Here is a 26,238-nt window from a genome sequence, read left to right as displayed (position 1 = left end):
AAGGCTTACCTTGCAATGAGTCGTTGAAGGGAAGGACCGTCATGCGGGTCGTCATGCTCGGCTATCAGACCTGGGGTCACCGCACGCTTCAGGCGCTGCTGGACTCCGACCACGAGGTCGTTCTCGTCGTCACCCACCCGAAAAGTGAGCATGCCTACGAGAAGATCTGGGACGACAGCGTCGCCGAACTCGCCGAGAAGCACGACGTCCCCGTCCTGCTGCGCAACCGCCCCGACGACGCCGAACTCCTCGACGCCGTACGGGATGCACGGCCGGACATCATCGTCGCCAACAACTGGCGGACCTGGCTGCCGCCGGAGCTGTTCGACCTCCCGCCGCACGGCACCCTCAACGTCCACGACTCGCTGCTGCCGTCGTACGCGGGCTTCTCCCCGATCATCTGGGCGCTCCTGAACGACGAGCCGCGCGTCGGTGTCACCGCGCACCGCATGAACGGCGAACTCGACGCCGGGGACATCCTGATCCAGCGCTCGGTGCCGGTCGGACCCACCGACACCGCGACCGACCTGTTCCACCGGACCGTCGACCTCATCTCGCCCATCGTGCGCGAGTCGCTCGACCTGATCGCCTCGGGCCGCGACGCCGGCCAGTGGGTGCCGCAGGACCGCGGCCGCGCCAGCTTCTTCCACAAGCGGTCGGCGGAGGACAGCCGGATCGACTGGAGCTGGCCCGCGGAACGCCTGGAGCGCCTCGTACGCGCCCAGTCGGACCCGTACCCGAACGCCTACGCCTTCCACCGCGGTCAGCGGCTCAGGATCGTCTCGGCGGCCGTCTCGGAGGGACGCTACGGCGGCACCCCGGGCCGGATCTTCATCCGTGAGGGCGACGGTGTGGTCGTCGTGGCGGGCCCCGAGGCCCACACCGGGCACGGCCGCGGGCTGTTGGTCCGCCGCGTGCGCACCGACGACGGCACCGAGTACGCGGCCGGCGACTACTTCCGCACCATGGGCGGGTACTTGACGTCACGCCCCTGAGGGCGGCTTCCCGCGCCGGGCGGGGTAGGTGTGGCAAAAAAGTGTGACGCTTCTCGCGAGAAGCGTCACACTTTTTCGGACCAGGTCCCGTGCCGGACCCTCACCGGGTCGTGACCGTGTCCTCGATCCGGGAGGTGTCTCCGTCGTGGTGGTGCCGCCCCAGCGGGATCACCAGCGGGGTGCCGCTGACCGGGTCGGGGGTGATCCGGCAGCGCAGGTCGAACACGTCCTCGACGGTCGCCTCGGTGACGACATCGGCGGGCGCGCCCTCGGCGACGATACGGCCGGCCTTCATGGCGATGACGTGATCGGCGTACCGGCAGGCCTGGTTGAGGTCGTGCAGGACCATCACGACCGTGCGGCCCTCGCGCCGGTTGAGGTCCGTGATCAGGTCGAGTACGTCGATCTGGTGGGCGAGGTCGAGATACGTCGTCGGCTCGTCGAGCAGCAGCACGGGGGTGCCCTGGGCAACCGCCATGGCTATCCAGGCGCGTTGCCGCTGGCCGCCGGAGAGCTCGTCGACCGGACGCTCGGCCAGCTCGGTGAGATTGGTCGCCTCAAGGGCCGCGTGCACGGCCTCCTCGTCCGCGGCCGACCACTGCCGCCACCAGGTCTGGTGCGGGGACCGGCCCCGGCCCACCAGGTCGAGGACGGTCAGCCCCTCCGGCGCCACCGGCGTCTGCGGCAAGATGCCGAGTTTCCGGGCGAGTTCACGGGTCGGCACGGAACGCAGCGCGACGCCGTCCAGCTCCACTACGCCCTGGCGCGGGGCCAGCAGTCGGGCGAGCGCCCGCAACAGGGTCGATTTTCCACAGGCGTTGGCGCCGACGATGGCCGTGATCCGGCCGGTCGGCACGGTCAGGTCGAGGTTCTCGACCACCGCCCGTCCGTCGTAGGCGAGATGAAGATCACGTGCCCGCAACTCCGGCCCTGGGGCGGGCGATTCGGACGTCCGCGGGGTGCGCGGGTCGGTGGTCGACATGCGATCAGCCTCCAGAGCCCGCGCGGTTGACGCGGATGAGCAGCCACAGCAGGACCGGCGCGCCCAGGGCGCCGGTGACGATACCGACCGGCAGTTCCGTCCCGGGGATCGCCTCGCGGGCGAGGAGATCCGAGCCGAGGACGACGAACGCGCCGGTGAGACCGGAGACGAGCGGGGGCGGCGAGGCGGTGCCCGCCAGCCGCTGGGCGATCTGCGGACAGGCCAGCGCGACGAACGCCACCGGACCGGCCGCCGCCGTACCGAACGCGACCAGGCCCACCCCGGCCAACAGCAGTGCCAGCCGCACGACTTGGACGGGGGTGCCGAGCCCGGCGGCCACGTCGTCGCCGAGCATCAGCGTGCGCATCCAGCGCCCCATGCCCAGCGTGACCGGCAGCAGTACGGCCAGGGCGATGGCCAGGGAGTCCACCTGGCCCCAGGTCCGGCCGTTGAGATTGCCGACCAGCCAGCCGAGGGCCGCTTCCGCCTCGAACCGATTGCCGCGCGCCACAAGGAAGTTGGTGGCACTGGAGCAGATCCAGGACACCCCGATGCCGACGAGGATGATGCGGTACCCGGTGGCCCCGCCCTTCCACGCCAGCGCGTAGACGAGCAGCGCGGTCACCAGCGCGCCGAGCAACCCCAGCGTGGACAGCCCGAGTCCACCGGTCCAGCCCAGAACGACCGCCGCCACGACGGCGGTTCCGGCGCCCTCGGTGAGTCCGATCATGTCGGGGCTGGCCAGCGGATTGCGGGTCATCGTCTGGAACACGGCCCCGGAGACCCCGAACGCGATCCCGACCAGCAGCCCGACCAGCGCACGCGGCAGCCGCAGATCCTGTACGACGATGACCGTGCCCGCGTCGCCCGAACCCCACAGCGCCCTGATGACGTCGGTGAACGCCACGGGATAGTCGCCGATGGTCAGACCCCAGCAGAACAGCAGGAAGGCGCCGACCGTCACGCCAACTCCCGTAAGGAGCAGGCGTGGACGCAGTACGCCGGACACCGGGGGGAAGGTGAGCCGGAACGGTCGGTTGCCCAGGAAGGCAGGTGACGGTGGTGCGGACACGCTCATACCTCCGCGAGCTTCCGGCGGCGGACCAGGACGATGAAGAACGGGCCGCCGAGGAAGGCGACGAGAACGCCGGCCTGGATCTCGGTCGGGCGGTCCACCATCCGGCCCAGGATGTCGGCGGACAGCAGCAGCACGGGCGCGAGCGCGGCGGACAGCGGCAGCAGCCACCGGTAGTCGGGACCGATGCCGACCCACTGGGCGAGGACCCGGGCGATGTGCGGGACGACCAGGCCCAGAAAGACGACAGGACCGATGACGGCGACGGACGCGCCGGTCAACAGCACGACGGCGGTGACCCCTTGGAGCCGAACCAGACCCAGCCGCCGTCCCAGGGAGGCGGCCACGTCGTCGCCCAGCGCCATGCTGTTGAGGGCGGGCGCGCAGGACAGGGCCAGTACGGCGCCCACGGCGAGGAAGGGCAGGATGCGCACCAGGTCGCCGGAGTCCTGGTCGGCCAGGGTGCCGGCCGACCAGAAGCGGTAGCGGTCCAGCGCGTCCTGGTCGGTCAGCACGATGGCGCTGGTGAACGACTGCAACAGCGAGGTGACGGCGACCCCTGCGAGCGCCAGTTTGACGGGAGTTGCCCCGGACCTGCCGAGCCGCCCGAGGAAGAAGACCACGACACTCGCGACCAGTGCTCCGCCGAACGCGAACCACACATAGCCGTAGAGCGAGGTGGCCCCGAGTACGCCGACCGCCAGGACGATCGCGAAGGACGCGCCCGCGCTCACTCCGAGGATCCCCGGGTCAGCGAGCGGATTGCGGGTCAGGGCCTGCATCAGCGCGCCGGACAGGCCGAGCGCGGCACCCGTCGTCAGGCCCAGCAGGGTGCGCGGCACGCGTACCGACCAGATGATGTTGTCGATCAGCCGGCTGGGCGGATGGCCCAGCACCGATCGCACGACCTGGTCGAGCGGCACGCTGAGCGCGCCCAGCGCGACGGACAGCAGACACAGCAGGACGAGGAGAGCGACGACGAGTGTCACCAGCACCGTGGTGCGAAGCCTTCTGCCTGAAGCCACGTGCCGGTCTCCATGTCGTGTTCCGGGTCATCTTCCCTGCTGTGGAGCCCTGTTGGCGGACCCTCGGACAGCCCGGCCAGCAGCTTAGGTGAGCATAACCTCAGCTGCTGTGACATGCGCCGGTGGTTCCCGGGAAGGTCTATCAAGTAAGGCAATGCTTACCTTACTATGCGAGCGGTCGCGGCTCCGCTGAGCCGTTCCGCACGCATTGGGAGGCACGGGCAGCTGTGGCGGGCAACACGCTTTCTTCGGCACACGCAACGGCGACGAACGACTTCTGGCGACGGCGCTTCGCCTCTCCGGTCCCGGAGACGGCACTGCCGCTGGACTTCCCCCGTCCGCCACGCCAGGACGGCCCGGTGTCCCGCGCGCGCCGCACGGCCGTACTCGACACCACGGCCGACACGGCCACCCAACTCGCTGCCTTCGTCGCCCTGTTGCACCGCTACAGCGGCACCACGGCCACCGAGACGGCGGTCGCCCACGAGGGCCTCCCACTGCGCGTCACGGTCGACGGCGACACCCCGTTCACCGAACTCCGCGACCAGATCGCCGCCGTGCGCACGGAGGCCGCCGCCCACCACCTGCCGACGACCGATCTCCTACGGCTCCTCGCCCCCGAACCCTTCCGCGGCGGCGGCCTGTTGTGCGCCACGGGCTTCGGCACCGACCCCTGGCACGAGAGCGGCCCACTGGACCTGGCCCTCACCGTGACCGACGGCGAGGTGACGGCGGACTACCGCACCGACCTCCTCACCCCCGCCACCGTCGACCTGATCCTCGGCCACTACGGCACGCTCCTCGCCGACGCCCTCGCTCGCCCGGACGCCCAGGTCGCCGACCTCGAACTCCTCGGCGCCGACGAACGGCAGCGCGTCCTGCACGGCTGGAACGACACCGCGCACGACGTGCCCGCGCTCACCTGGCCCCGCATGTTCGCCGACCAGGTCGCCGCCCGCCCGCACGAGATCGCCCTCATCCACGAGGACGTCCGCCTCACCTACGCCGAACTCGACTCCCGTGCGGCCAAGTTGGCGCACGCGTTGGTGGCCCGGGGTGCCGGTCCCGAGCAGGTCGTCGCGCTCGCCGTACCGCGCTCCGCCGACATGATCGTGGCCGAGGTCGCCGTCCTGAAGGCGGGCGCCGCCTATCTGCCCGTCGACACCGACTACCCGGCCGACCGCATCGCCTACATGCTCGCCGACGCCCGCCCGGTCTGCCTCGTCACCACCGCCGAGATCGCCCCCGACCTACCGCCGGGCCTCGACCCGCTGATCCTCGACGCCCCCGGGACGATCGCCGAACTCGCCGCCCACCCCGCCCAAGGCCCGTCCACCGCCGACGAGTTGACGACCGCGCACGCCGCCTACGTCATCTACACCTCCGGCTCCACCGGCCGCCCCAAGGGCACCGTGCTGTCCCACGCGGGTGTCGCCAAACTGGTCGCCACCCAGCGGGAACGCTTCGGAATCGGCCCGCACAGCAGGGTCCTCCAGTTCGCCTCACCGAGCTTCGACGTCGCGTTCTGGGACCTGTGCCTCGGCCTGCTCTCCGGCGGCCGACTCGTCGTCGTCCCCGCCGACCGCCGCGTCCCGGGCGCACCCCTCGCGGACTACGCGAACGAGCACGGCATCACCTTCATGATCCTCCCGCCGGCGCTGCTCGCCGCCATGCCCGAGGACGTCCGACTCCCGCCCACGGCAACCCTGTTGGCGGGCACCGAACGCGTCTCGCCCGAACTGGTCGGCCGCTACGCACGCGGCCGGATGATGTTCAACGCCTACGGGCCGACCGAGGCCACCACCAACTCCACCCTCGGCCTCTGCGACCCGGACACCCCGGCCGGCACCATCGTGCCCATCGGCATCCCCGACCCCGGCACCCGCGCCTACGTCCTCGACGACCGGCTCCGCCCCGTCCCCGCCGGAGTCACGGGAGAGCTCTACCTCGCGGGCGACGGTCTCGCGCGCGGCTACCTCGGCCGCCCCGCGCTCACCGCCGAACGCTTCGTCGCCGACCCCTTCGGCGGTCCCGGCGAACGCCTTTACCGTACGGGCGACTTGGTGCGCTGGAAGACCGACGGCCGACTGGAGTTCCACGGCCGCGTCGACACCCAGGTCAAGATCCGCGGCTTCCGCATCGAACCCGGCGAGATCGAGTCCGTCCTGCGCTCCCACCCCGCCGTCGACCAGGCCGCCGTGGTCGTCCGCGAGGACCGCCCCGGCGAACGCCGCCTCGCCGCCTACGTCGTGCCCTCGCTGGACGCCGAGGCGACCCCCGACGAGGGCGTCGCCGACTGGAAGGACCTGCACGAACTCCTCTACTCCGCCGCCGGATCGGACGGCTTCGAGGAGAACTTCGCGGGCTGGAACAGCATGTACGACGGCCTGCCCATCCCGCTCGCCGACATGCGCGAGTGGCGCGAGGCCACCCTCGACCGCATCCGCGCGCTACGCCCCCGGCGCATCCTGGAGATCGGCGTCGGCTCCGGCCTGCTGCTGTCCCGGCTCGCCCCGGACTGCGCCGAGTACTGGGGCACCGACCTCTCCGAGGAAGCCGTACGCGCCCTGGACGCCCAGGTGTCCGCGATCCCCGAACTCGCCGACCGCGTCACCCTGTTGGCCCGCCCCGCGCACGACCTCACCGGACTGCCCGAGGGCCACTTCGACACGATCGTCGTCAACTCCGTCATCCAGTACTTCCCCGGCGGCGACTACCTCACCGACGTGCTCCGCAACGCCACCGAACTGCTCGCCCCCGGCGGCGCGGTGTTCGTCGGCGACGTCCGCAACCTGCGCCTGCTGCGCACTCTGAGCGCGGCCGTCGAGAGCGGACGGCCGCGCGACGAGGCCGACGAGGACAAGGAAGCCCTGCGCGCCGCCGTGGACCGGGCCGTCGCCTGGGAGGGCGAACTCCTCGTCGACCCCGACTACTTCACCACCCTCGACGGCCTCACCGCCGACATCCGCGTCAAGCGCGGCACCCACCACAACGAACTCACCCGCTACCGCTACGACGTTGTCCTGCGATCGCCGTCGGACGCACCCGAGGAAACCCCCGACTCGCCCTGGCCCGCGCTCGGTTCGGCACAGGCGCTGGACGAGCTGCTTGCCGGACGGCAGAACCGGCTACGGATCACGGGCATCCCCAACTCCCGCCTCGCCGACGACCTCGACGCGCTCGACGCCCTCGCCGACAGCAGCAGGCCGGCCGCCGGACCGTACGGCGTGGACCCCGAGACCCTCCACGAGATCGCCGAGCGGCACGGCTACGAGCTGGCGCTCACCTGGAACGGGGACGCCGAGGACGGCAGCCTGGACGCCGAGTTCGCCCTCGGAGCGGAGACCCGGGCGCCGTACTACCCCGGCGGGGGCCACCCGCTCACCAACTGCCCCGCCCCCTTCCGCAACGTCAACGCCCTGATGTCGACACTGCGGACGCACGCCACCGAGTACCTGCCCGACTACATGGTCCCGGCCGCCTTCGTCCCGCTGGACCGGCTGCCCGTCACCCCCAGCGGCAAGCTCGACGCCGCCGCACTGCCCGTCCCGGACCTCACCCGGCAGCTCAGCGCGGGCCGCGCGCCCGAGACCCCGCGCGAACAACTGCTCTGCGACCTGTACGCCCGGGCCCTCAAGGTCCCCTCGGTCGGCGTCGACGACGACTTCTTCGCGCTCGGCGGTGACAGCATCGTCGCCGTCCAACTCCTCATCCTCGCCCGCCGGGCAGGCCTGGAACTCACCCCCCGAGACGTGTTCCGGCACCGCACGGTCGCCGAACTCGCCACCGTCGCCCGCACCGGCACGGCCGACGACCCGACCACCACCCCGTGGCAGACCCTGAGCGAAGCCGAACTCGACGCGGTACAGGGCGAGTTCCCCGTCACCGTCGAAGAGGCGCTGCCCCTCGGCCCGCTCCAGGAGGGCTTCTTCTTCCACGCCCTGGTGGACGGCGCCGAACACGACGCGTATGTCGTGCAGCAGGTCATCGAACTGTCCGGCCCGGTCGACGGCACCCTGCTGCACACGGCCGCCCAGCGACTCGTCGACCGGCACGCCCCGCTGCGCGCCTGCTTCCGCCAGACGCCCGACGGCCGCCCGGTCCAGCTCATCGCCACCGGTCTCGAACTGCCCTGGCACGAAGTCGACCTGTCCGCGCAGGAGGACCCCACGGTCCGCCGCGCCCTCGCCGAGGCCGTCGCCGCCGACGAACGCGCCCACCGCTTCGACCTCGCCCACCCGCCGCTGATCCGCTGCGCCCTCATCCGCTTCGGCGAGGACCGCAGCCGACTGGTCCTGACGTTCCATCACATCGTCGCGGACGGCTGGTCCCTGCCCGTCCTGCACCGCGAACTCCTCGCTCTCTACGGCGAGAACCCCACCCCCCTCCCCGATGTCGCCCCCTACCGCGGCTATCTCCGCCGGATCGCCGGCGCCGACCGCGACGCGGCCCGCGCCGCCTGGCGCACCGCGCTCGCCGGAGTCGACGAGCCCACCCGTCTCGTCGCCACCCCCGCGCCCGCCGGTCCCCTCGAACCCGCCCAGATCCGCGTCGAGTTGACCGAACGGATCACCTCGCGGCTCACCGCCCGCGCCCGCGAACGCGGAGTCACTCTCGGCACCCTCGTCCAGGGCGCCTGGGGCCTGCTCGTCGGCCGGATGACGGGCCGCCAGGACGTGCTGTTCGGTACGACGGTCGCCGGACGTGACGCCGCCGTCGACGGCATCGAGTCGATGATCGGCCTGTTCATCAACACCCTCCCCACCCGCCTGCGTTGGGCCCCCGGAGACACCCTGGGCACGCTCCTCGACCGGCTCCAGGACGAACAGAGCGCGCTCCTCGACCACCAGCACCTCGGCCTCGCCGACATCCAGCGCGCCACCGGCCACGCGGGCGACGGCGAACTCTTCGACACCCTCGTGGTGTTCGAGAACTACCCCGGCGGCGAGGGCGCCCCCGGCATCACCGACCCCACCGGCACGATCGCCGTCGCCGGACACGCCTTCCACGACGCCGTGCACTACCCCCTCGCCCTCATCGTCAAGCCCGGCCGCCGCCTCGACCTGCGCCTCAAGCACCACGCCGGACGCCTCGACGCCGACGCCGTACAGTCCCTCGCCGACCGGCTCACCCTCGTCCTGCACGCCCTGGCCGACGACCCCGGCGCCCGCGTCGCCGACCTCGACCTGCTCACCCCGGACGAGCTGACCGCCGCCCACCCGGCGGGGGAGACCCGACCGGTCCCGGCCACCACCCTCGCCGCCGCGTTCGCCGCGCAGGCCGCGCGCACCCCGGACGCGACGGCCGTCGTGTACGACTGCACGACCACGCTCACCTACGCCGAACTGGACTCACGGGCAGAGGAGTTGGCCGCCCGACTGCGGGCCAAGGGCGCGGGCCGGGAGCGCTTCGTCGCCGTCGCCGTACCCCGCTCGGGGGAGCTGATGGTGGCGCTCCTCGGCGTCCTGAAGTCGGGGGCCGCCTATCTGCCCCTCGACCTGGACTACCCGGCCGAGCGCCTCGCCTACATGCTGGCCGACTCGGGCGCGACCACGGTCGTCACGACGGAACGGGACGCGGACCGGCTCCCCTCGGTCGACGGCCTGGACGTGCTGCGGGTGGACGCGGAGGGCGAAGAGGCCCTGTACGGCGGAGCGGAGGACCCCGCCCGCCCCGACGACCCCGCCTACCTCATCTACACCTCCGGTTCCACCGGCCGCCCCAAGGGCGTCGTCGTCACCCACCGCGCCATCGGCAACCGGCTCGCCTGGATGCAGGGCGCCTACCAACTCACCGCCGACGACCGGGTGTTGCAGAAGACACCGTCCAGCTTCGACGTGAGCGTCTGGGAGTTCTTCTGGGCGCTGCACGAGGGCGCCGCCGTCGTCCTCGCCGCCCCGGACGGCCACCGCGACCCCGCCTATCTGGCCCGCCTGATCCAGGCCGAGGGCATCACCACCATGCACTTCGTGCCGTCGATGCTGGAGGCCTTCCTCGCCTCCGACGAGGTCACCGCCGACCCGGCATGGGCGGGCAGCCTGCGCCACGTCTTCAGCAGCGGCGAGGCCCTGTCCGGTTCCGCGGCCCACCGCTGGCACGAGCTGACCGGCGTCCCGTTGCACAACCTCTACGGCCCCACCGAGGCCGCCGTCGACGTCACGCACCACACCTACGACGGCTCGCCCGACACCACCGTGCCCATCGGCCGACCCGTGTGGAACACCGGCCTGCGCGTCCTCGACTCCTGCCTGCGCCCGGTCCCGGACGGCGTCCCCGGCGAGCTGTACCTGACCGGCGTCCAGCTGGCCCGCGGCTACCACCGGCGCCCCGCGCTCACCGCCGACCGCTTCGTCGCCGACCCGTACGCCACCGAACCCGGCGCCCGCATGTACCGCACCGGCGACCTCGTACGCCGCCGCCCCGACGGCACGATCGACTACCTCGGCCGCACCGACCGCCAGGTCAAACTGCGCGGCAACCGCGTCGAACTCGGCGAGATCGAGGCCGAGTTGACCCGCGTGCCGGGTGTGGCCCGAGGCGCGGTCGTCATCCGAGACCAGCGGCTCATCGCCTACGCGGTACCCGCGTCCGGAGTCACGCTCGACCCCGCCGCCCTGCGCGCCGCCCTGGCCGACGCGCTGCCCGCACCCCTGGTCCCCGAGGCGTACGTCGTCCTCGCCGACCTCCCGCTCACTCCCAGCGGCAAGCTCGACCAGGCCGCGCTGCCCGCTCCCGAGGCCGAACGCGCCGAACGCCGGGCCCCCGCAGGCCTGTTGGAGCAGCGGCTCACCGCGATCTTCGCGGCCGTCCTCGGCATCGAGGACGCGGGCCCCGACGACGACTTCTTCCGCCTCGGCGGCGACAGCATCAGCTCCATCGGCGTCGCGAGCCGCGCCCGCGCGGCGGGCCTGGACCTGAGCCCGCGCGACGTGTTCACCCACCGCACGCCCGCCGCCCTCGCGCTGGCGGCCGGCACCACAACGGCCGTAACCAGCATTCGTGTTGAGGCATTCACCCTGACCGAGGCCGAACAGGTTCGTGTCCGTGCCGTCGCCGCCCCGGAGGAGGTCGTCGACGTATGGCCGCTGGCCCCCCTCCAGGAGGGCCTGTTCTTCCACTCGGCGTACGACGAGGGCGCGTTGGACGTCTACACCGTCCACGAGACCTTCGACTTCGCCACCCGCCTCGACACCACCCGGCTGCGCGCCGCCGTCCGCACGCTCCTCGACCGCAACCCGGGCCTGCGCGCCGGCTTCACCAGCGACGGCCTCGACCAGCCGGTGCAGTTCATCGTCGAGGACCCGGAGATCCCCCTCGAAGAGGTGGACCTCTCCCTCCTCCCGGCCGCCGAACAGGACGCACTTCTCAAGGAGTTGACGGACGCCGAACGCAACCGCCGCTTCGACCTGTCCGCACCCCCGCTCTTCCGGCTCCTCCTGCTCCGCCTCGGCGCGGAACGCGGCGACCGGCTCGTCATCGGCCGCCATCTGATCCTCTGGGACGGCTGGTCGGCCTGGCTGTTCCTGGACGAGCTGTTCGCGCTCTACGAGACGGGCGGCGACGACAACGCCCTGCCTGAGCCGGGCAGTTACCGCGACTACCTGACCTGGCTCGATGAGCAGGACGACTCGGTCGCCACGGCCGCCTGGCGCACCGCGCTCGCCGGTCTCGACGAGCCGACCCTGCTCGCGCCCGCCGCCACCGACGGCCTCGAACCGGTCATCCCCGACCAGCTCGACACCCGCCTCCCCGCCGAACTCGGCGACCGGCTGCGCGAGTTGGCACCGACCCACGGTCTGACCCTCAACACGATCCTCAACGCGGCCTGGGGTCTCACCCTCGCCTCCGCGACCGGCCGCGCCGACGTCGTGTTCGGCACGACCGTCGCAGGCCGCCCCAGCGAGGTCCCGGACGTCGGCAACATCATCGGCCTGTTCCTCAACACCGTCCCGACCCGCATCGCCCTCGACCCGGCCGAACCGGTCCTCGACCTGCTCCGCCGCGTCCAGGGCGAACGCCTCGACCTGATGCCGTACGAGCACCTCAGCCTCGGTGTCCTCCAGGCCGAGACCGGACACCGCAAGCTCTTCGACACGCTGTTCGTGCTGCGCAACAACGACACCGAGGAACGGCTCGCCGACCTGAAGACCCGGCACGGCGCCACGGCCGTCGCCAACGTCGACGCCACCCACTACCCGGCCAACCTCGTCATCACCCCCGGCCGCGAGATCGCCGTCACCCTCACCCACCGCCCCGACCTCGTACCGACTGCCCACGCACAGGCCCTCCTCGACCGCTTCGCGCTCCTCGTCGACCGCCTCACCGCCGACCTCACGGCACCGGTCGGCTCTCTCGACTCCCTCCTTCCCGCCGAAGTCGAGGCGCTACGGCGGGAGTCGGCGGCCAGCCGTGTCCCCGACCCCGAGGACACCATCGCCGACCTGCTGGCCGCGCAGGCCGAACGCACCCCGGGCGAGCGGGCTCTGGTCTTCGGCGAGCGCAGCATGACGTACGCCGAACTCGACGTGGCCGTGAACCGCATGGCCCGGCTGCTGACCGACCGGGGCGCGGGCCCCGAGCAGGTAGTCGCCCTCGCCCTGCCGCGCTCCCTCGACATGGTGGTGGCACTCTTCGCGGTCCTGCGCACCGGAGCGGCCTATCTGCCCCTGGAGTTGGACCACCCGGCCGACCGCCTGTCCCTGATGCTGGCCGACGCCAACCCGCTCCTTCTGCTCAGCACCACGGCCGTATCGGCCACGCTGGACGGCGAGATGACCCGTGTCCTGCTAGACGACCCCGCCACCAAGGGGGAGTTGGCGGATCAACCCGACACCCCTGTCCGCCGCCGCTTCAGCCTCGAACACCCCGCCTACGTCATCTACACCTCCGGCTCCACCGGCCGCCCCAAGGGCGTCGTCACCCCCTACCGGGGCCTGACGAACATGCAGTTGAACCACCAGAAGGAGATCTTCGAACCCGCCATCGCCTCGGCCGGCGGGCGACGGCTGCGCATCGCGCACACCGTGTCCTTCGCCTTCGACATGTCGTGGGAGGAACTGCTCTGGCTGGTCGAGGGCCACGAAGTGCACGTCTGCGACGAGGAGTTGAGGCGCGACGCCGAGGCGCTGGTCGCCTACTGCGAACGTCACCGCGTCGACGTCGTCAACGTCACGCCCACGTATGCCCGACTCCTCATCGAGCAGGGCCTGCTGGAAGGCCACGTCCCGCCACTCGTCCTCCTCGGCGGCGAGGCCGTCCCGGAGACGGTGTGGACGGCACTGCGCGACACCGAGGGCACGTACGGCTACAACCTGTACGGGCCGACCGAGTACACGATCAACACCCTCGGCGGCGGCACTCTCGACAGCGACACCCCCACCGTGGGCAAGCCCATCCGGGGCACCCGCGCCCACATCCTCGACGCCTGGCTGCGCCCGGTGCCGGACGGCGTCCCCGGTGAGCTGTACATCGCCGGAATCGGCCTGGCCCGGGGCTACTTGGACCGGCCCGCGCTGACCTCCGAGCGCTTCGTCGCCGACCCGTTCGGCGAGCCCGGCGAGCGCATGTACCGCACCGGCGACCTGGTCCGCCGCAACCCCGACGGCAACCTCGACTTCCTCGGCCGCACCGACGACCAGGTCAAGATCCGCGGCTACCGCATCGAACCCGGCGAGATCGAGACCGTCCTAAGCCGCCACCCGCTCGTCTCCCAGGCCGCCGTGGTCGTCCGCGACGAACGCCTCGTCGGCTATGTCGTGCCCTCCGGAGCCGACACGGCGGAGCGCACCGCAGCCGAGGCCGCGCAGGTGGGGGAGTGGCAGGAGATCTACTCCGACGAGTACGAGGAGATCGGCACCGCCGTCTTCACCGAGCAGTACGACGGCTGGGACAGCTCCTACGACGGGCAGCCCATCCCCTTCGAGGAGATGCACGAGTGGCGCGAGGCCACCCTCGCCCGCATCGGCTCGCTCAAGCCCCGCCGCATCCTCGAAGTGGGCGTGGGCTCCGGCCTGTTGCTGTCGCGCCTCGCCCCGGAGGCGGAGGCCTACTGGGCCACGGACTTCGCCGCCCCCGTCATCCGCAAGATCGGCGAGGAGGTACGGCGCGACCCCGCGCTCGCCGCCAAGGTCGAACTGCGCTGCCGCCCCGCCGAGGACCTGAGCGGGCTGCCGTTCGCCTACTTCGACACGATCGTCATCAACTCCGTCATCCAGTACTTCCCGAGCATCGACCACCTCACGACCGTGCTGAACGGCCTGATGGAGCTGCTCGCGCCCGGCGGCGCCCTGTTCGTCGGCGACGTCCGCAACCTGCGGCTCGCCGGCACCTTCCACACCGAGATCCAGCGCGCCCGGGGAACCGCCGAAGCGGACCTGGAGCGGGCGGTGGAACGCGGACTGCGCCTGGAGAAGGAACTCCTCGTAGACCCCGACTACTTCACCACCCTCGGCTACGGCGTCGACCTGCGCACCAAGCGCGCCGAGCACCACAACGAGCTGTCCCGGCACCGCTACGACGTCGTCCTCTACGCCGACGACCCGGACGTCCGCCTGGACAGCATCCCCTCCGTGGACTGGGCCACCGGCAACACCATCGGCGAACTCCTGCGCGGCGACTGGACGTCCGCCGAGGCGATCGGTGAACTCCTGCGCGGCGGCTGGTCCGCGACCGGCGCCACCACCGAACGCCCGCGCGGCGAACGGCCCGAGGCACTCCGCTTCACCGGCATCCCCGACGGCCGTACGACCGAGACGGGCGTCGACCCCGAGCACCTGCACGAGCTGGGTACGGCGGCCGGATACCGGGTGCTGACGACCTGGTCGGAGCAGCGGGGGACGTATGACGCCGTATTCCTGAAAGCGTCCGAACTCCGCCTGACCGGCGGCCTGTTCAAGCCCGGCGGCGGCACGCACCCCTATGCCAACGACCCCACCGCCGCCCGCGAGGCCAGCGCACTGGTACGCCGTCTGCGCGAGGACCTGGGCCGCGAACTGCCCGACTACATGGTCCCGTCGGCCTTCGTCACCGTCGACGGCCTGCCCATGAACGCCAACGGCAAGCTCGACGTCCGGGCCCTGCCCGACGCCGAACCCGCCGTCGCCCTCGGCGGCGGACGCGGTCCGCGCACCCCGCAGGAAGAGGTGCTCTGCCGCCTGTTCGCCGAGGTGCTGGGGCTCCCCGAGGTCGGCGCGGAGGACAACTTCTTCGACCTGGGCGGCCATTCACTCCTCGCCACCCGACTGGTCAGCCGCGCCCGCACCGAACTGGGTGCCGAACTCGCCATCCGCGACCTCTTCGAGGCCCCGACTCCCGCTCTGCTCGCGGGCCGTGCGGACGCGGCGAGCCCGGCCCGCCCGGCGGTCACGCCCGTCGCCGACCGGCCCGCCCGCATTCCCCTGTCGGCTGCCCAGCGACGGCTGTTGCTCGTCGAGGAGATCACCGGCAGCGGTGTCGCCTACAACTTCCCGTTGGTTTTCCGACTGCGCGGCGTCCTCGACACCGACGCGCTGGCCGCCGCCCTGCGGGATGTCGCCGGACGGCACGAGGCCCTGCGGACGGTGTTCCCGACCCACGAGGGCGAGCCGTACCAGCGGATTCTCCCCGCCGACGCGGCGGTCCCGGCCTGCACGGTCGTCGACTGCGCCGAGGACGAACTGCCCGCGCTGATCGAGTCCGCCCAGCGCCGCTCCTTCGACCTCACCACCGAACTCCCGCTGCGCTGCGAGGTGTTCAGGCTCGGCCAGGACGAACACGTCGTGGCCGTCGTCCTGCACCACATCACCACCGACGAGTGGTCCGACCGCCCCTTCCTCGCGGATCTCGACACCGCCTACGCGGCCCGCCGCGAGGGACGGGCCCCCGACTGGGCGCCGCTGCCGGTGCAGTACGCCGACTACACCCTCTGGCAGGACGACCTCCTCGCCCACACCGGCGACACCCAACTCGCCCACTGGGCAGACGCGTTGCGCGGTCTGCCCGACGAACTCGCGCTGCCCGCCGACCGGCCGCGCCCCGCCGAACCGACCGGCCACGGCGGCAAGGTCCGCCTGGAACTGCCCACCGCCACCGGCCACGCACTGCGCGACCTCACCACCGCCACCGGGACCAGCATGTTCATGCTGTTCCAGGCGGCCACCGCCGCACTTCTGAACCGGCTCGGCGCGGGCGACGACATCCCGCTCGGCGCCCCCATCGCCGGCCGCACCGACGAGGCCCTCGCCGACATGGTGGGCTTCTTCGTCAACACCCTTGTCCTGCGCACCGACGTGTCCGGCGACGAGCTGACCTTCCGTGAACTCCTCGGTCGCGTACGGGAGTCGTCCCTCGCGGCCTTCGAGTACCAGGACCTGCCCTTCGACCGGGTGGTGGAGGCCCTCAACCCGCCGCGCGTGGCGGGCCGCAACCCGCTCTTCCAGGTCATGCTCGGCTACCACCACCGCCCCGACGGCGACCCGGACGTGCTGGGCCTCGCGACCGAGTGGTTCGACATGGACACCGGCATGGCCAAGTTCGACCTCCACTTCACGTTCGTCGACGAGACCGGCCGCGACCGGGTGGTCCTGCTCCTGGAATACGCGACCGACCTCTTCGACGAGTCGACCGCCGAACGCATCGCCGCCCGCATGGCCCGCCTGCTGGACCGGGCGGCGGTCGAACCCGACCGCGCGGTAAGGGACTTGGACCTCCTGGAGGACGCCGAACGCGCCCTGGTCCTGGGGGAGTGGAACGCCACCGAGCACCCCGTCCCGGCCACCACCCTGCCGGAACTCTTCCGCGCCCAGGTGGCCCGCACCCCCGACGCCACGGCCCTCGTCTTCGAGGGACAACGGCTGACGTACGCCGAACTGGACGCCCAAGTGGAGCGCACGGCACGGGTGTTGGCCGCACGTGGCGCCGGCCCCGAGCGGACCGTCGCCGTGGCCCTGCCCCGCTCACTCGAACTCGTCGTCGCCCTGCTCGCCGTCCACCGCGCCGGAGCCGCCTACCTCCCGCTCGACCCCGACTACCCGGAGGACCGCCTCGCCCTCATGGTCGAGGACGCCCGCCCGGTGTACGTCGTCCGCGACACCCTGCCGACCGGCCCCGAGGCCCAACTCCCCACGTCCTACGACCCCTCGCACCCCGCGTACGTCATCTACACCTCCGGCTCCACCGGCCGCCCCAAGGGCGTCGTCGTCCCGCACGAGGGCATCGTCAACCGGCTGCTGTGGATGCAGGACGCGTACGAACTCACCGCCGACGACAGGGTGTTGCAGAAGACACCGTCCAGCTTCGACGTGTCGGTGTGGGAGTTCTTCTGGCCCCTGATCACCGGCGCCACCCTGGTCGTCGCCCGCCCCGAGGGCCACCGTGACCCGGCCTACCTGGCCCGGCTGATCCGCGAACAGGACGTCACCACCGTCCACTTCGTGCCCTCGATGCTCCAACTCTTCCTGGAGGAACCGGCCGCGGCCGACTGCACCGGCCTGCGCCGCGTGCTGTGCAGCGGCGAGGCCCTGCCCGTCACCCTCACCCACCGCTTCCACGAGACCCTGGGCACCGCCGAGTTGCACAACCTCTACGGCCCCACCGAGGCCTCGGTCGACGTGACGGCCGTGGAGATCGGACCGGACGCGACGAGCGTGCCGATCGGCCGCCCGGTGTGGAACACCCGCACCTACGTCCTCGACGCCGGACTGCGTCCCGTACCGCCCGGCGTCCCGGGCGAGTTGTATCTCGCGGGCGTCCAACTCGCGCGCGGCTACCTCGACCGGCCCGGCCTGACCGCCGAGCGCTTCGTCGCCGACCCCTACGCCAAAAAGCCCGGCACCCGGATGTACCGGACCGGCGACCTTGCCCGCTGGAACACGGACGGGACGATCGAATACCTCGGCCGCACCGACGACCAGGTCAAGGTGCGCGGTTTCCGCGTCGAACCCGGCGAGATCGAGGGCGTGTTGACCACGCACCCGTCCGTCGCGCACGCGGTCGTGGTGGTCCGGGAGCAGAACCTCGTCGCCTATGTGGTCCCGGCGGGCTCCGTCGAGGTGACGGCGCTGCGCGCCCACACCGCCGCCACCCTCCCCGCCCACATGGTCCCGGCCGCCTTCGTCACCCTCGACACGCTGCCCCTCACCCCCAACGGCAAGCTCGACCGCGCCGCCCTGCCCGCCCCCGACTTCACGACCGCCACCACCACCGGCACGGACGCGGGCACCGCGCCCCGCAGCCCGCGCGAGGAGATCCTCACCGGACTCTTCGCCGATGTCCTCGGCCTCGAACAGGTCGGCGCGGACGGCGACTTCTTCGCACTCGGCGGCCACTCACTGCTCGCCATGCGCCTGGTCAGCCGGGTCCGCGCGCTGCTCGGCGCCGACCTCACCGTCCGAACCGTCTTCGAGGCACCCACCCCCGCACTCCTCGCGGCCCGCCTCGACGACCCGGCCGACGGACTCCCCGCCCTCGTCCCCGCCGAACGACCCGACGAACTCCCGCTCTCCTTCGCCCAACAGCGCCTGTGGCTGCTGCACCGCATCGAGGGTCCGGGCGCCACGTACAACATCCCGGCCGCCTGGCGGCTGACCGGCACGCTCGACCGGGACGCGCTGTCCGCCGCGCTGAACGACCTCGCCGTACGCCACGAAAGCCTGCGCACGGTCTTTCCCGAGCGGGACGGCCGCCCCCACCAGGTGGTGCTGGACCAGGCCCCGGTGCCCCTGCACCACAGCCGGGTCACGGAGACCGAACTGCCCGCCCTGCTCGCCGGGGCCGCCGCGCGCGGCTTCGACATCGACCACGAACTCCCCCTGCGCGCCCACGTGTTCGAGGTGAGCGAGGACCAGCATGTCCTGCTCCTGGTGCTGCACCACATCGCCGGCGACCAGTGGTCCGACGGTCCGCTGTGGCGGGACCTGGCCACCGCGTACGAGGCCCGCCGCGAGGGGCGTGCTCCCGCGTGGGCGCCGCTTCCCGTGCAGTACGCCGACTACGCCCTCTGGCACCGCGAGGCGCTCGGCGACCCCGACGCCCCGGACAGCCGCCAGTCCCGCCAACTCGCCTACTGGCAGGACACCTTGGCGGGCCTCCCCGACGAGCTCGCGCTGCCCGTCGACCGCCCCCGCCCGCTGGAGAGCAGCCACCGGGGTGGCGCGGTCGGCCTGACTCTCGATGCTCAACGGATGTCAGAACTGCGGGCGTTGGCCCGCCGCCACGGCGTCAGTATGTTCATGGTCACCCAGGCCGCCGTCGCCGCGCTGCTGCACCGGCTCGGCGCCGGGGACGACATCCCGCTCGGCGCGCCGATCTCCGGACGGGCCGACGAGCAGCTCGAAGACCTGGTCGGGTTCTTCGTCAACACCCTTGTCCTGCGCACCGATCTGTCCGGCGACCCCACGTTCGCCGATCTGCTCGCCCGCGTCCGGGACACCGACCTCGCCGCCTACGAGCACCAGGACCTGCCCTTCGAGCGCCTGGTCGAGGCGGTCAACCCGGCCCGCTCGCTGGCCCGGCACCCGCTGTTCCAGGTGATGGTCGTCCACCTCGACGACGAGGGCCCCACCCCCGCCCTGCCCGGACTGACCGCGCGCCGCGAGGAACTCGGCCAGCAGGGCGCCAAGTTCGACCTCAGCTTCGACTTCGTCGAGCAGGGCGCGGACGGCATGCGGTGCTGGATCGAGTACAGCGCCGACCTCTTCGACGAGTCGACCGCCGAACTCCTCGCCCGGCGACTGGAGTCACTGCTCGCCCAGATAGCCCTCGACCCCGACCGTCGCCTCGGCGCCCTCAACATCCTCCGCGACGACGAACGCGCCCTCGTCCTCACCGACTGGAACACCACCACCCGCACCGTCCCCGACCTCACCCTGCCCGAGCAGTTCCGCTGCCAGGTCGCCCGAACCCCCGAGGCCACGGCGGTCGTCTTCGAGGACACCGCCCTCACCTACGCCGAACTCGACCTACGCGTCGAGAAGTTGGCCCACACCCTCGCCGCGCACGGCGCGCGGGCCGAGGCCGTCGTGGCCGTCGCCCTGCCGCGCTCCCTCGCCCTCGTGGTCGCCCTGCTCGCCGTGCACCGCGCGGGCGCCGCCTATCTGCCCCTGGACACCGGCTACCCGGCCGACCGACTCGCCTACACGCTCACCGACGCCCGCCCGGTCTGCCTGGTCACCGCCGAGGGCGTCGCCCTCCCGGACACCGACGTGCCCACCCTCACGGTGGACACCGACGGCACGCCCGACCACCCGGCGCACGCGCCGCTGCCCACCGCCCACGACCCCCGCCACCCCGCCTACGTCATCTACACCTCCGGCTCCACCGGGCGCCCCAAGGGCGTCACTGTCCCCCACCAGGGCATCACCAACCGCCTGTTGTGGATGCAGGACACCTACCGCCTCGACGCCGACGACCGGGTGCTCCAGAAGACCCCGGCCGGATTCGACGTGTCGGTGTGGGAGTTCTTCTGGCCGCTCATCACCGGGGCGACGCTCGTCGTGGCCCGCCCCGAAGGCCACCAGGACCCGGCCTACCTCGCCGACCTGATCCGACGTCAGCACATCACCACGGCCCACTTCGTGCCGTCGATGCTCCGCGCCTTCCTCGACGAACCCACCGCCACCGGCCGCACCGACCTGCGCCAAGTGATGTGCAGCGGCGAGGCGTTGCCCGCCCCGCTGGCCACCCGCTTCCACCAGGTCCTGCCGACCGCACGTCTGCACAACCTCTACGGCCCGACGGAGGCGTCCGTCGACGTCACCGCCCACGAGGTGCCCGCCACCCCGGCCACCGTGCCGATCGGCCGCCCGGTGTGGAACACCCGCACCTACGTCCTCGACGCCCAGCTGCGCCCCGTACCGCCCGGCGTGGCCGGCGAACTGTACCTGGCGGGCGTCCAGTTGGCGCGCGGCTACCTCGGCCGCTCCGCCCTGACCGCCGAACGCTTCGTGGCCGACCCGTACGCCACCGAGCCCGGCGCGCGCATGTACCGCACCGGCGACCTGGCCCGCTGGACCCCGGACGGCGAACTGGAGTACCTGGGCCGCGCCGACGACCAGGTGAAACTGCGCGGCTTCCGGATCGAACTCGGCGAGATCGAGAGCGTGTTGGCCACGCACGAGAGCGTCGCGCACGCCACCGTCGTCGTACGCGACGAACGGCTCGTGGCGTACGTCGTACCGGCCGGAACCCCCGCCGAATCCGCCGAACTCCGCGCCCACACCGCCCGTTCGCTGCCCGACCACATGGTCCCGGCCGCCGTCGTCACGCTCGACGCCCTCCCGCTCACCCCCAACGGCAAGCTGGACCGCCGCGCCCTACCGGCCCCCGACTTCGCCGCCGAGGTCACCGACACCCGGCCGCGCACGGCCCTTGAGGAGACCCTCTGCGCGCTCGTCGCGGATGTCCTCGGGCTCGAACGGGTCGGTGTCGAGGACGACTTCTTCACCCTCGGCGGCGACAGCATCGTGGCCATGCAACTGGTCGCCCGCGCACGTGCCGCCGGGCTCACCTTCAGCCCGCGTGACGTCTTCCGCCACAAGTCGGCGGCGGGGCTGGCCACCGTGACCGCGACCACGGTCACCGCCGAGCGCGCCGACGACACCGCGCTGCTCGACCTCACCGACGACGAGCGCGCCGAACTCGCCGCGCTGCCCGCCGGAACCGAGGTCCTGCCCGTCTCCCCGCTCCAGGCCGGCCTGCTCTTCCACGCCGCCCTCGACTCGGGCGACGACGGCCCTGACGTCTACACCGTCCAGGTCTCCTACGACCTCGAAGGCCCCCTGGACGCCGACCGGTTGCACACCGCCGCCCAGTCCGTGCTCGACGCGCACGAGAACCTGCGCAGCGGCTTCCGGCACCTGTCCTCCGGTCGGCCCGTGGCCGTCGTACCGCGTACGGCCGTACTGCCGTGGCGGCAGCTCGACCTGAGCGACGACCCGGGAGAGTGGGAGCGGCTGCTCGTGCAGGAGCGGCGCCGCTTCGATCCCGAACACCCGCCGCTGCTACGGCTGTTGCTGGCCCGGCTCGGTCCGGACCGGCACCGGCTCGTGCTGTCGCACCAGCATCTCCTGCTGGACGGCTGGTCGTTGCCACTGCTCACCGCCGAGCTGTGGGCCCGTTACGAGGGCCGCACTCCGGCCGCGCCCGCCCCGTACCGCGAACACCTGCGGCTGCTCGCCGCCCAGGACCCGGCCGCTTCCACCGCGGCCTGGGCCGAGGCGCTCGGCGGGCTGGCCGAGCCGACCCGGCTCGCGCCGGTCGACCCCGACCGGGCCGCCGTCGTACCGAGCACCCACACCGTGGAGCTGGACCCGGACCGTACGGCGGAGCTGGAGGCGTTCGCGCGTCGCCGGGGCGTCACCGTCAACACCCTCGTCCAGGCGGCCTGGGGCGTGCTCCTCGGCCGACTCACCGGACGCGACGACGTGGTGTTCGGCGCCACCGTCGCCGGGCGCTCGCCCGAACTCGACGGCGCCGAGTCGATGATCGGCCTGATCATCAACACCGTGCCGGTACGGGTGAACGTCCGCCCCGAGGAGAGCACGGCCGCCCTCCTGACCCGGCTCCAGGACGAGCAGTCCGCCCTCATCGCGCACCAGCACCTCGGTCTCGCCGACATCCAGCGGGCCGCCGGGCTCGGTGAACTCTTCGACACCCTGGTGGTGTTCGAGTCGTACCCGGTCGCCGACGCCGACGAGGACGGCGAAGGGCCGCGCGTCACAGTCCGCGACCACGAGGACTCCACCCACTACCCGTTCGCCTGGGCGATCGAGCCCGCCGAACGGCTGCGGCTGACCGCCGAGTTCCGTCCCGACCTGTTCCAACCGGCCATCGTACGACGGATCTCGGACGCCCTGACCACCCTCCTCACCGGGATGGCGGCCGACCCCGACCGCCCCGTCGGACGACTCGACCTGCTCGGCCCCGCCGACCTGCGCACCGTCCTGGAGAGTTGGAACGACACCGCGCTCCCGGACGCTGAACGCCTCCGCACGGTCCCGGAGTTGTTCTCCGCGCAGGCCGCCGCGGGCCCGGACGCGATCGCCGTCACCGACGGTCGTACGACCTACACCTTCGGTGAACTCGACGCCCGCACGGACCAGTTGGCGCGCACCCTCGCCGGACACGGCGCCGGGCCCGAGCGGATCGTGGCCCTCGCGCTGCCCCGCACCGTCGATCACATCGCCGCGATCCTCGCCGTGATGAAGGCGGGCGCCGCCTATCTGCCCCTCGACCCCGACCTGCCCGCCTCCCGCCTGACCGGCATGCTCGACGACGCCCGCCCCGTGCTGATCCTGGCCACGGACGAGACCGCCGCCACGCTGCCCCCAACCGGCGTACCGGTACTGCGACTTGATGCCCCGGACGACGGACTGCCGCAGGCGGAACCCGTCGCCCCCGGCCCCGACCACCCCGCCTACGTCATCTACACCTCCGGCTCCACCGGCCGCCCCAAGGGTGTCGTCGTCACCCAGCGAGGCATCGCCAATCTCTTCCACAGCCACCGCCACGACCTGCACCAGGTGGCCAGGGAGCGCACCGGACTGCGACGCCTGCGGGTCGGTCACGCCTGGTCGTTCTCCTTCGACGCCTCCTGGCAGCCGCAGTTGTGGCTGCTGGACGGACACGCGCTGCACATCGCGGACGACGAGACCCGCCGTGACCCCGAACTCCTCGCCGAGTTCATCCGCGGCCGGGGCATCGACTTCATCGAGGTCACCCCGTCGCTGCTCGCGCAGATGGCGGACAGCGGACTGATCGGCACCGAGGGCGACTGCCCGCTCGCGGTGGTCGGCTTCGGCGGCGAGGCCGTACCCGAGTCGCTGTGGACGCGGCTCGCCGCGCTCCCGGACACCGAGGCGTTCAACCTGTACGGCCCCACCGAGGCCACCGTCGACGCGCTCGTCGGCCGGGTCCGTGACAGCGCCACCCCGGTCGTCGGACGCCCCGTCCACGAGTCCCGCGCCTACGTCCTCGACACCGCCCTGCGCCCCGTACCGCCCGGCGTCACCGGCGAGTTGTACCTGTCGGGGCCCGGTCTGGCCCGTGGCTACCTCGACCGGCCCGGCCTGACCGCCGAGCGCTTCGTCGCCGACCCGTACGCCACCCGGCCCGGCGAGCGCATGTACCGCACCGGCGACCTGGCCCGCTGGACCGAGGACGGCCAGCTGGAGTTCGCGGGCCGCACCGACGACCAGGTCAAGATCCGTGGCTTCCGTATCGAACTCGCCGAGATCGAGGCCGCGTTGGACACCCACCCGGCCGTCACCCAGACCGTCGTCGTGGCCCGCGAACACCGGCCCGGCATACGGCAGTTGATCGCCTACGCGGTAGCCGACGGCGCGGACGGGTCGGACCTGCGCGCCCATGCCGCCGCCGTGCTGCCCGACTACATGGTCCCGGCCGCCGTGGTCGTCCTCGACCGGCTGCCGCTGATGTCCAACGGCAAGCTCGACCGATCCGCCCTGCCCGCCCCGGACTTCACCGCCACGGGCGGCGGCCGGGCCCCTGAGAACGACGCCGAGCGCACCCTGCGCGACCTGTTCGCGGACGCCCTCGGGCTGCCCGCCGAGGCGGTCGGCACGGACGACGACTTCTTCACCTTCGGCGGCGACAGCATCGTCGCGATGCAACTGGTCGCACGAGCACGGGCGGGCGGCCTGCGCGTCACCCCGCGCCAGGTCTTCCAGCACCGAACCGTCGCCGCCCTCGCGGCAGTTGCCGTCCCGCTGGGCACCGCCGAACGGCACGCCGTCCACGACGACGGCACCGGCACCGTCCCGCTCACCCCGATCATGCGCGGCCTGCTGGAGCGCGGCGGCCCCATCGCCGCCTACCACCAGGCGGCCCTGGTCCAGACCCCCGCCGACCTCACCGAACCCGGCCTGGTGGCCGTGCTCAAGGCACTCGCCGACCGGCACGACATGCTCCGGGCGCGGCTCGTACGCGCACCGGAGTGGAGTCTGCGGGTGCCCCCGGCCGAGGACACCGACGTCAGCACCTGGCTCACCCGGGCCGATGTACGCGGGTCGGACGAGGCCGGACTGCGCGCCGCCATCTCCCGACACGCCGAAGCGGCACGGGCGGGGCTCGACCCCGACAGCGGGGCGATGGTCCGGGCGGTCTGGTTCGACGCCGGACCCGGACAGCCCGGGCGGTTGCTGATCCTCGTCCACCACCTGGTGATCGACGGCGTCTCCTGGCGCGTCCTCCTGCCCGACCTGGCCACCGCCTGGGCGGCGGTCCGAGGCGGTCGTACGGCCGAACTCGCCCCCGTGGAGCTGTCGTTCGCCCGCTGGTCCCGGCTCCTCGGGACCCGCGCGGGCGACCCCGCCACCGAGGACGAACTGCCGTGGTGGACCTCCGCCCTCGCCGAAGGGGCGGGCCTTCCGCTGGCCCGTCCGCTCGACCCGGCCCGGGACACCGTCGCCACCACCCGCTACCTCTCCCTGACCCTGCCCGCCGACCTCACCGAACCGCTGCTGAGCCGCGCCCCGGCGGCCTTCGGCGCCACCGTCAACGACGTCCTGCTCACCGCGTTCGCGCTGGCGGTCGGGGACTGGCGGACCCGGACACTCGGCGCCGGGCGCACCGGCGGGCCCGTCCTGGTCGACCTGGAAGGCCACGGCCGCGAGGAGCAACTCGCGGGCGACGCCGACCTGTCCCGTACCGTCGGCTGGTTCACCAGCGTCGTACCCGTACGACTCGACCCGGGCCAGGCCGACTTGGCGGACGCCTTCGCGGGCGGACCCGCACTGGACACGGCCCTGGCCCGCGTCCGTGCCCACCTCACCGCGCTGCCCACGGCCGGAATCGGACACGGACTGCTGCGCCATCTCAACTCCGGGACCGGCCCGCTCCTCGCCCAACTCGCCGAGCCGCAGATCGAGTTCAACTACATGGGCCGCTTCGACCGCCCGGCCGCGGCCGACTGGTCCTACGCCCCCGAGGACGACGCGGCCGACCTCGACGCCGACCCCGGCCAGCCGATGTCCCACGCCCTGACCCTCAACGCCATCACCGAGAACCGTCCCGAGGGCCCGGAACTCAGCGCCCACTGGGCGTACGCGGCCGAACTCCTCACCGAGGAACGGGTCCAGGACCTGGCCCGCACCTGGTTCCGGGCGCTGGAGGCCGTCGTACGACGGGCGGACGCCCTCAACAAGCCCTGACCGAACAGCACTTACC

5 protein-coding genes are annotated in these 26,238 nt (G+C 72.4%); 2 read left to right on the top strand and 3 right to left on the bottom strand.

The genetic code is table 11. The annotated features are described in order from the left end of the window. Positions 1–41 precede the first annotated feature (41 nt). Positions 42–995, top strand: coding sequence for a methionyl-tRNA formyltransferase (locus ACWIHT_RS30390; RefSeq protein WP_456171474.1), 954 nt, complete (start codon positions 42–44; stop codon positions 993–995). 100 nt (positions 996–1,095) lie between these two features. Here the strand turns inward: ACWIHT_RS30390 and ACWIHT_RS30385 are convergent, their stop codons facing one another. Genes ACWIHT_RS30385 through ACWIHT_RS30375 form a run of 3 tightly spaced genes read right to left on the bottom strand, consistent with a single transcriptional unit; the run spans position 1,096 to position 4,077 of the window. Further along, a complete protein-coding gene (locus tag ACWIHT_RS30385; protein ID WP_456171473.1) occupies positions 1,096–1,977 on the bottom strand; it encodes an ABC transporter ATP-binding protein in 882 nt (293 codons plus the stop codon). Positions 1,978–1,981: 4 nt separating this feature from the next. After that, on the bottom strand, positions 1,982–3,055 hold the full coding sequence (locus tag ACWIHT_RS30380; RefSeq protein WP_456171472.1) for a FecCD family ABC transporter permease: 1,074 nt from the start codon (positions 3,053–3,055) through the stop codon (positions 1,982–1,984). Then, positions 3,052–4,077, bottom strand: a complete 1,026-nt coding sequence (locus tag ACWIHT_RS30375) for a FecCD family ABC transporter permease (protein WP_456171471.1) — start codon at positions 4,075–4,077, stop codon at positions 3,052–3,054. Before ACWIHT_RS30375 ends, ACWIHT_RS30380 begins: the two co-directional genes overlap by 4 nt. A gap of 227 nt (positions 4,078–4,304) precedes the next feature. Between ACWIHT_RS30375 and ACWIHT_RS30370 the strand changes: the two genes are divergently transcribed. Then, on the top strand, positions 4,305–26,222 hold the full coding sequence (locus ACWIHT_RS30370) for a non-ribosomal peptide synthase/polyketide synthase (RefSeq protein ID WP_456171470.1): 21,918 nt from the start codon (positions 4,305–4,307) through the stop codon (positions 26,220–26,222). Positions 26,223–26,238 lie beyond the last annotated feature (16 nt).

It is taken from the genome of Streptomyces sp. NPDC002276 (genome assembly GCF_053891435.1).
This window is presented reverse-complemented; position numbering and strand designations above follow the sequence as displayed.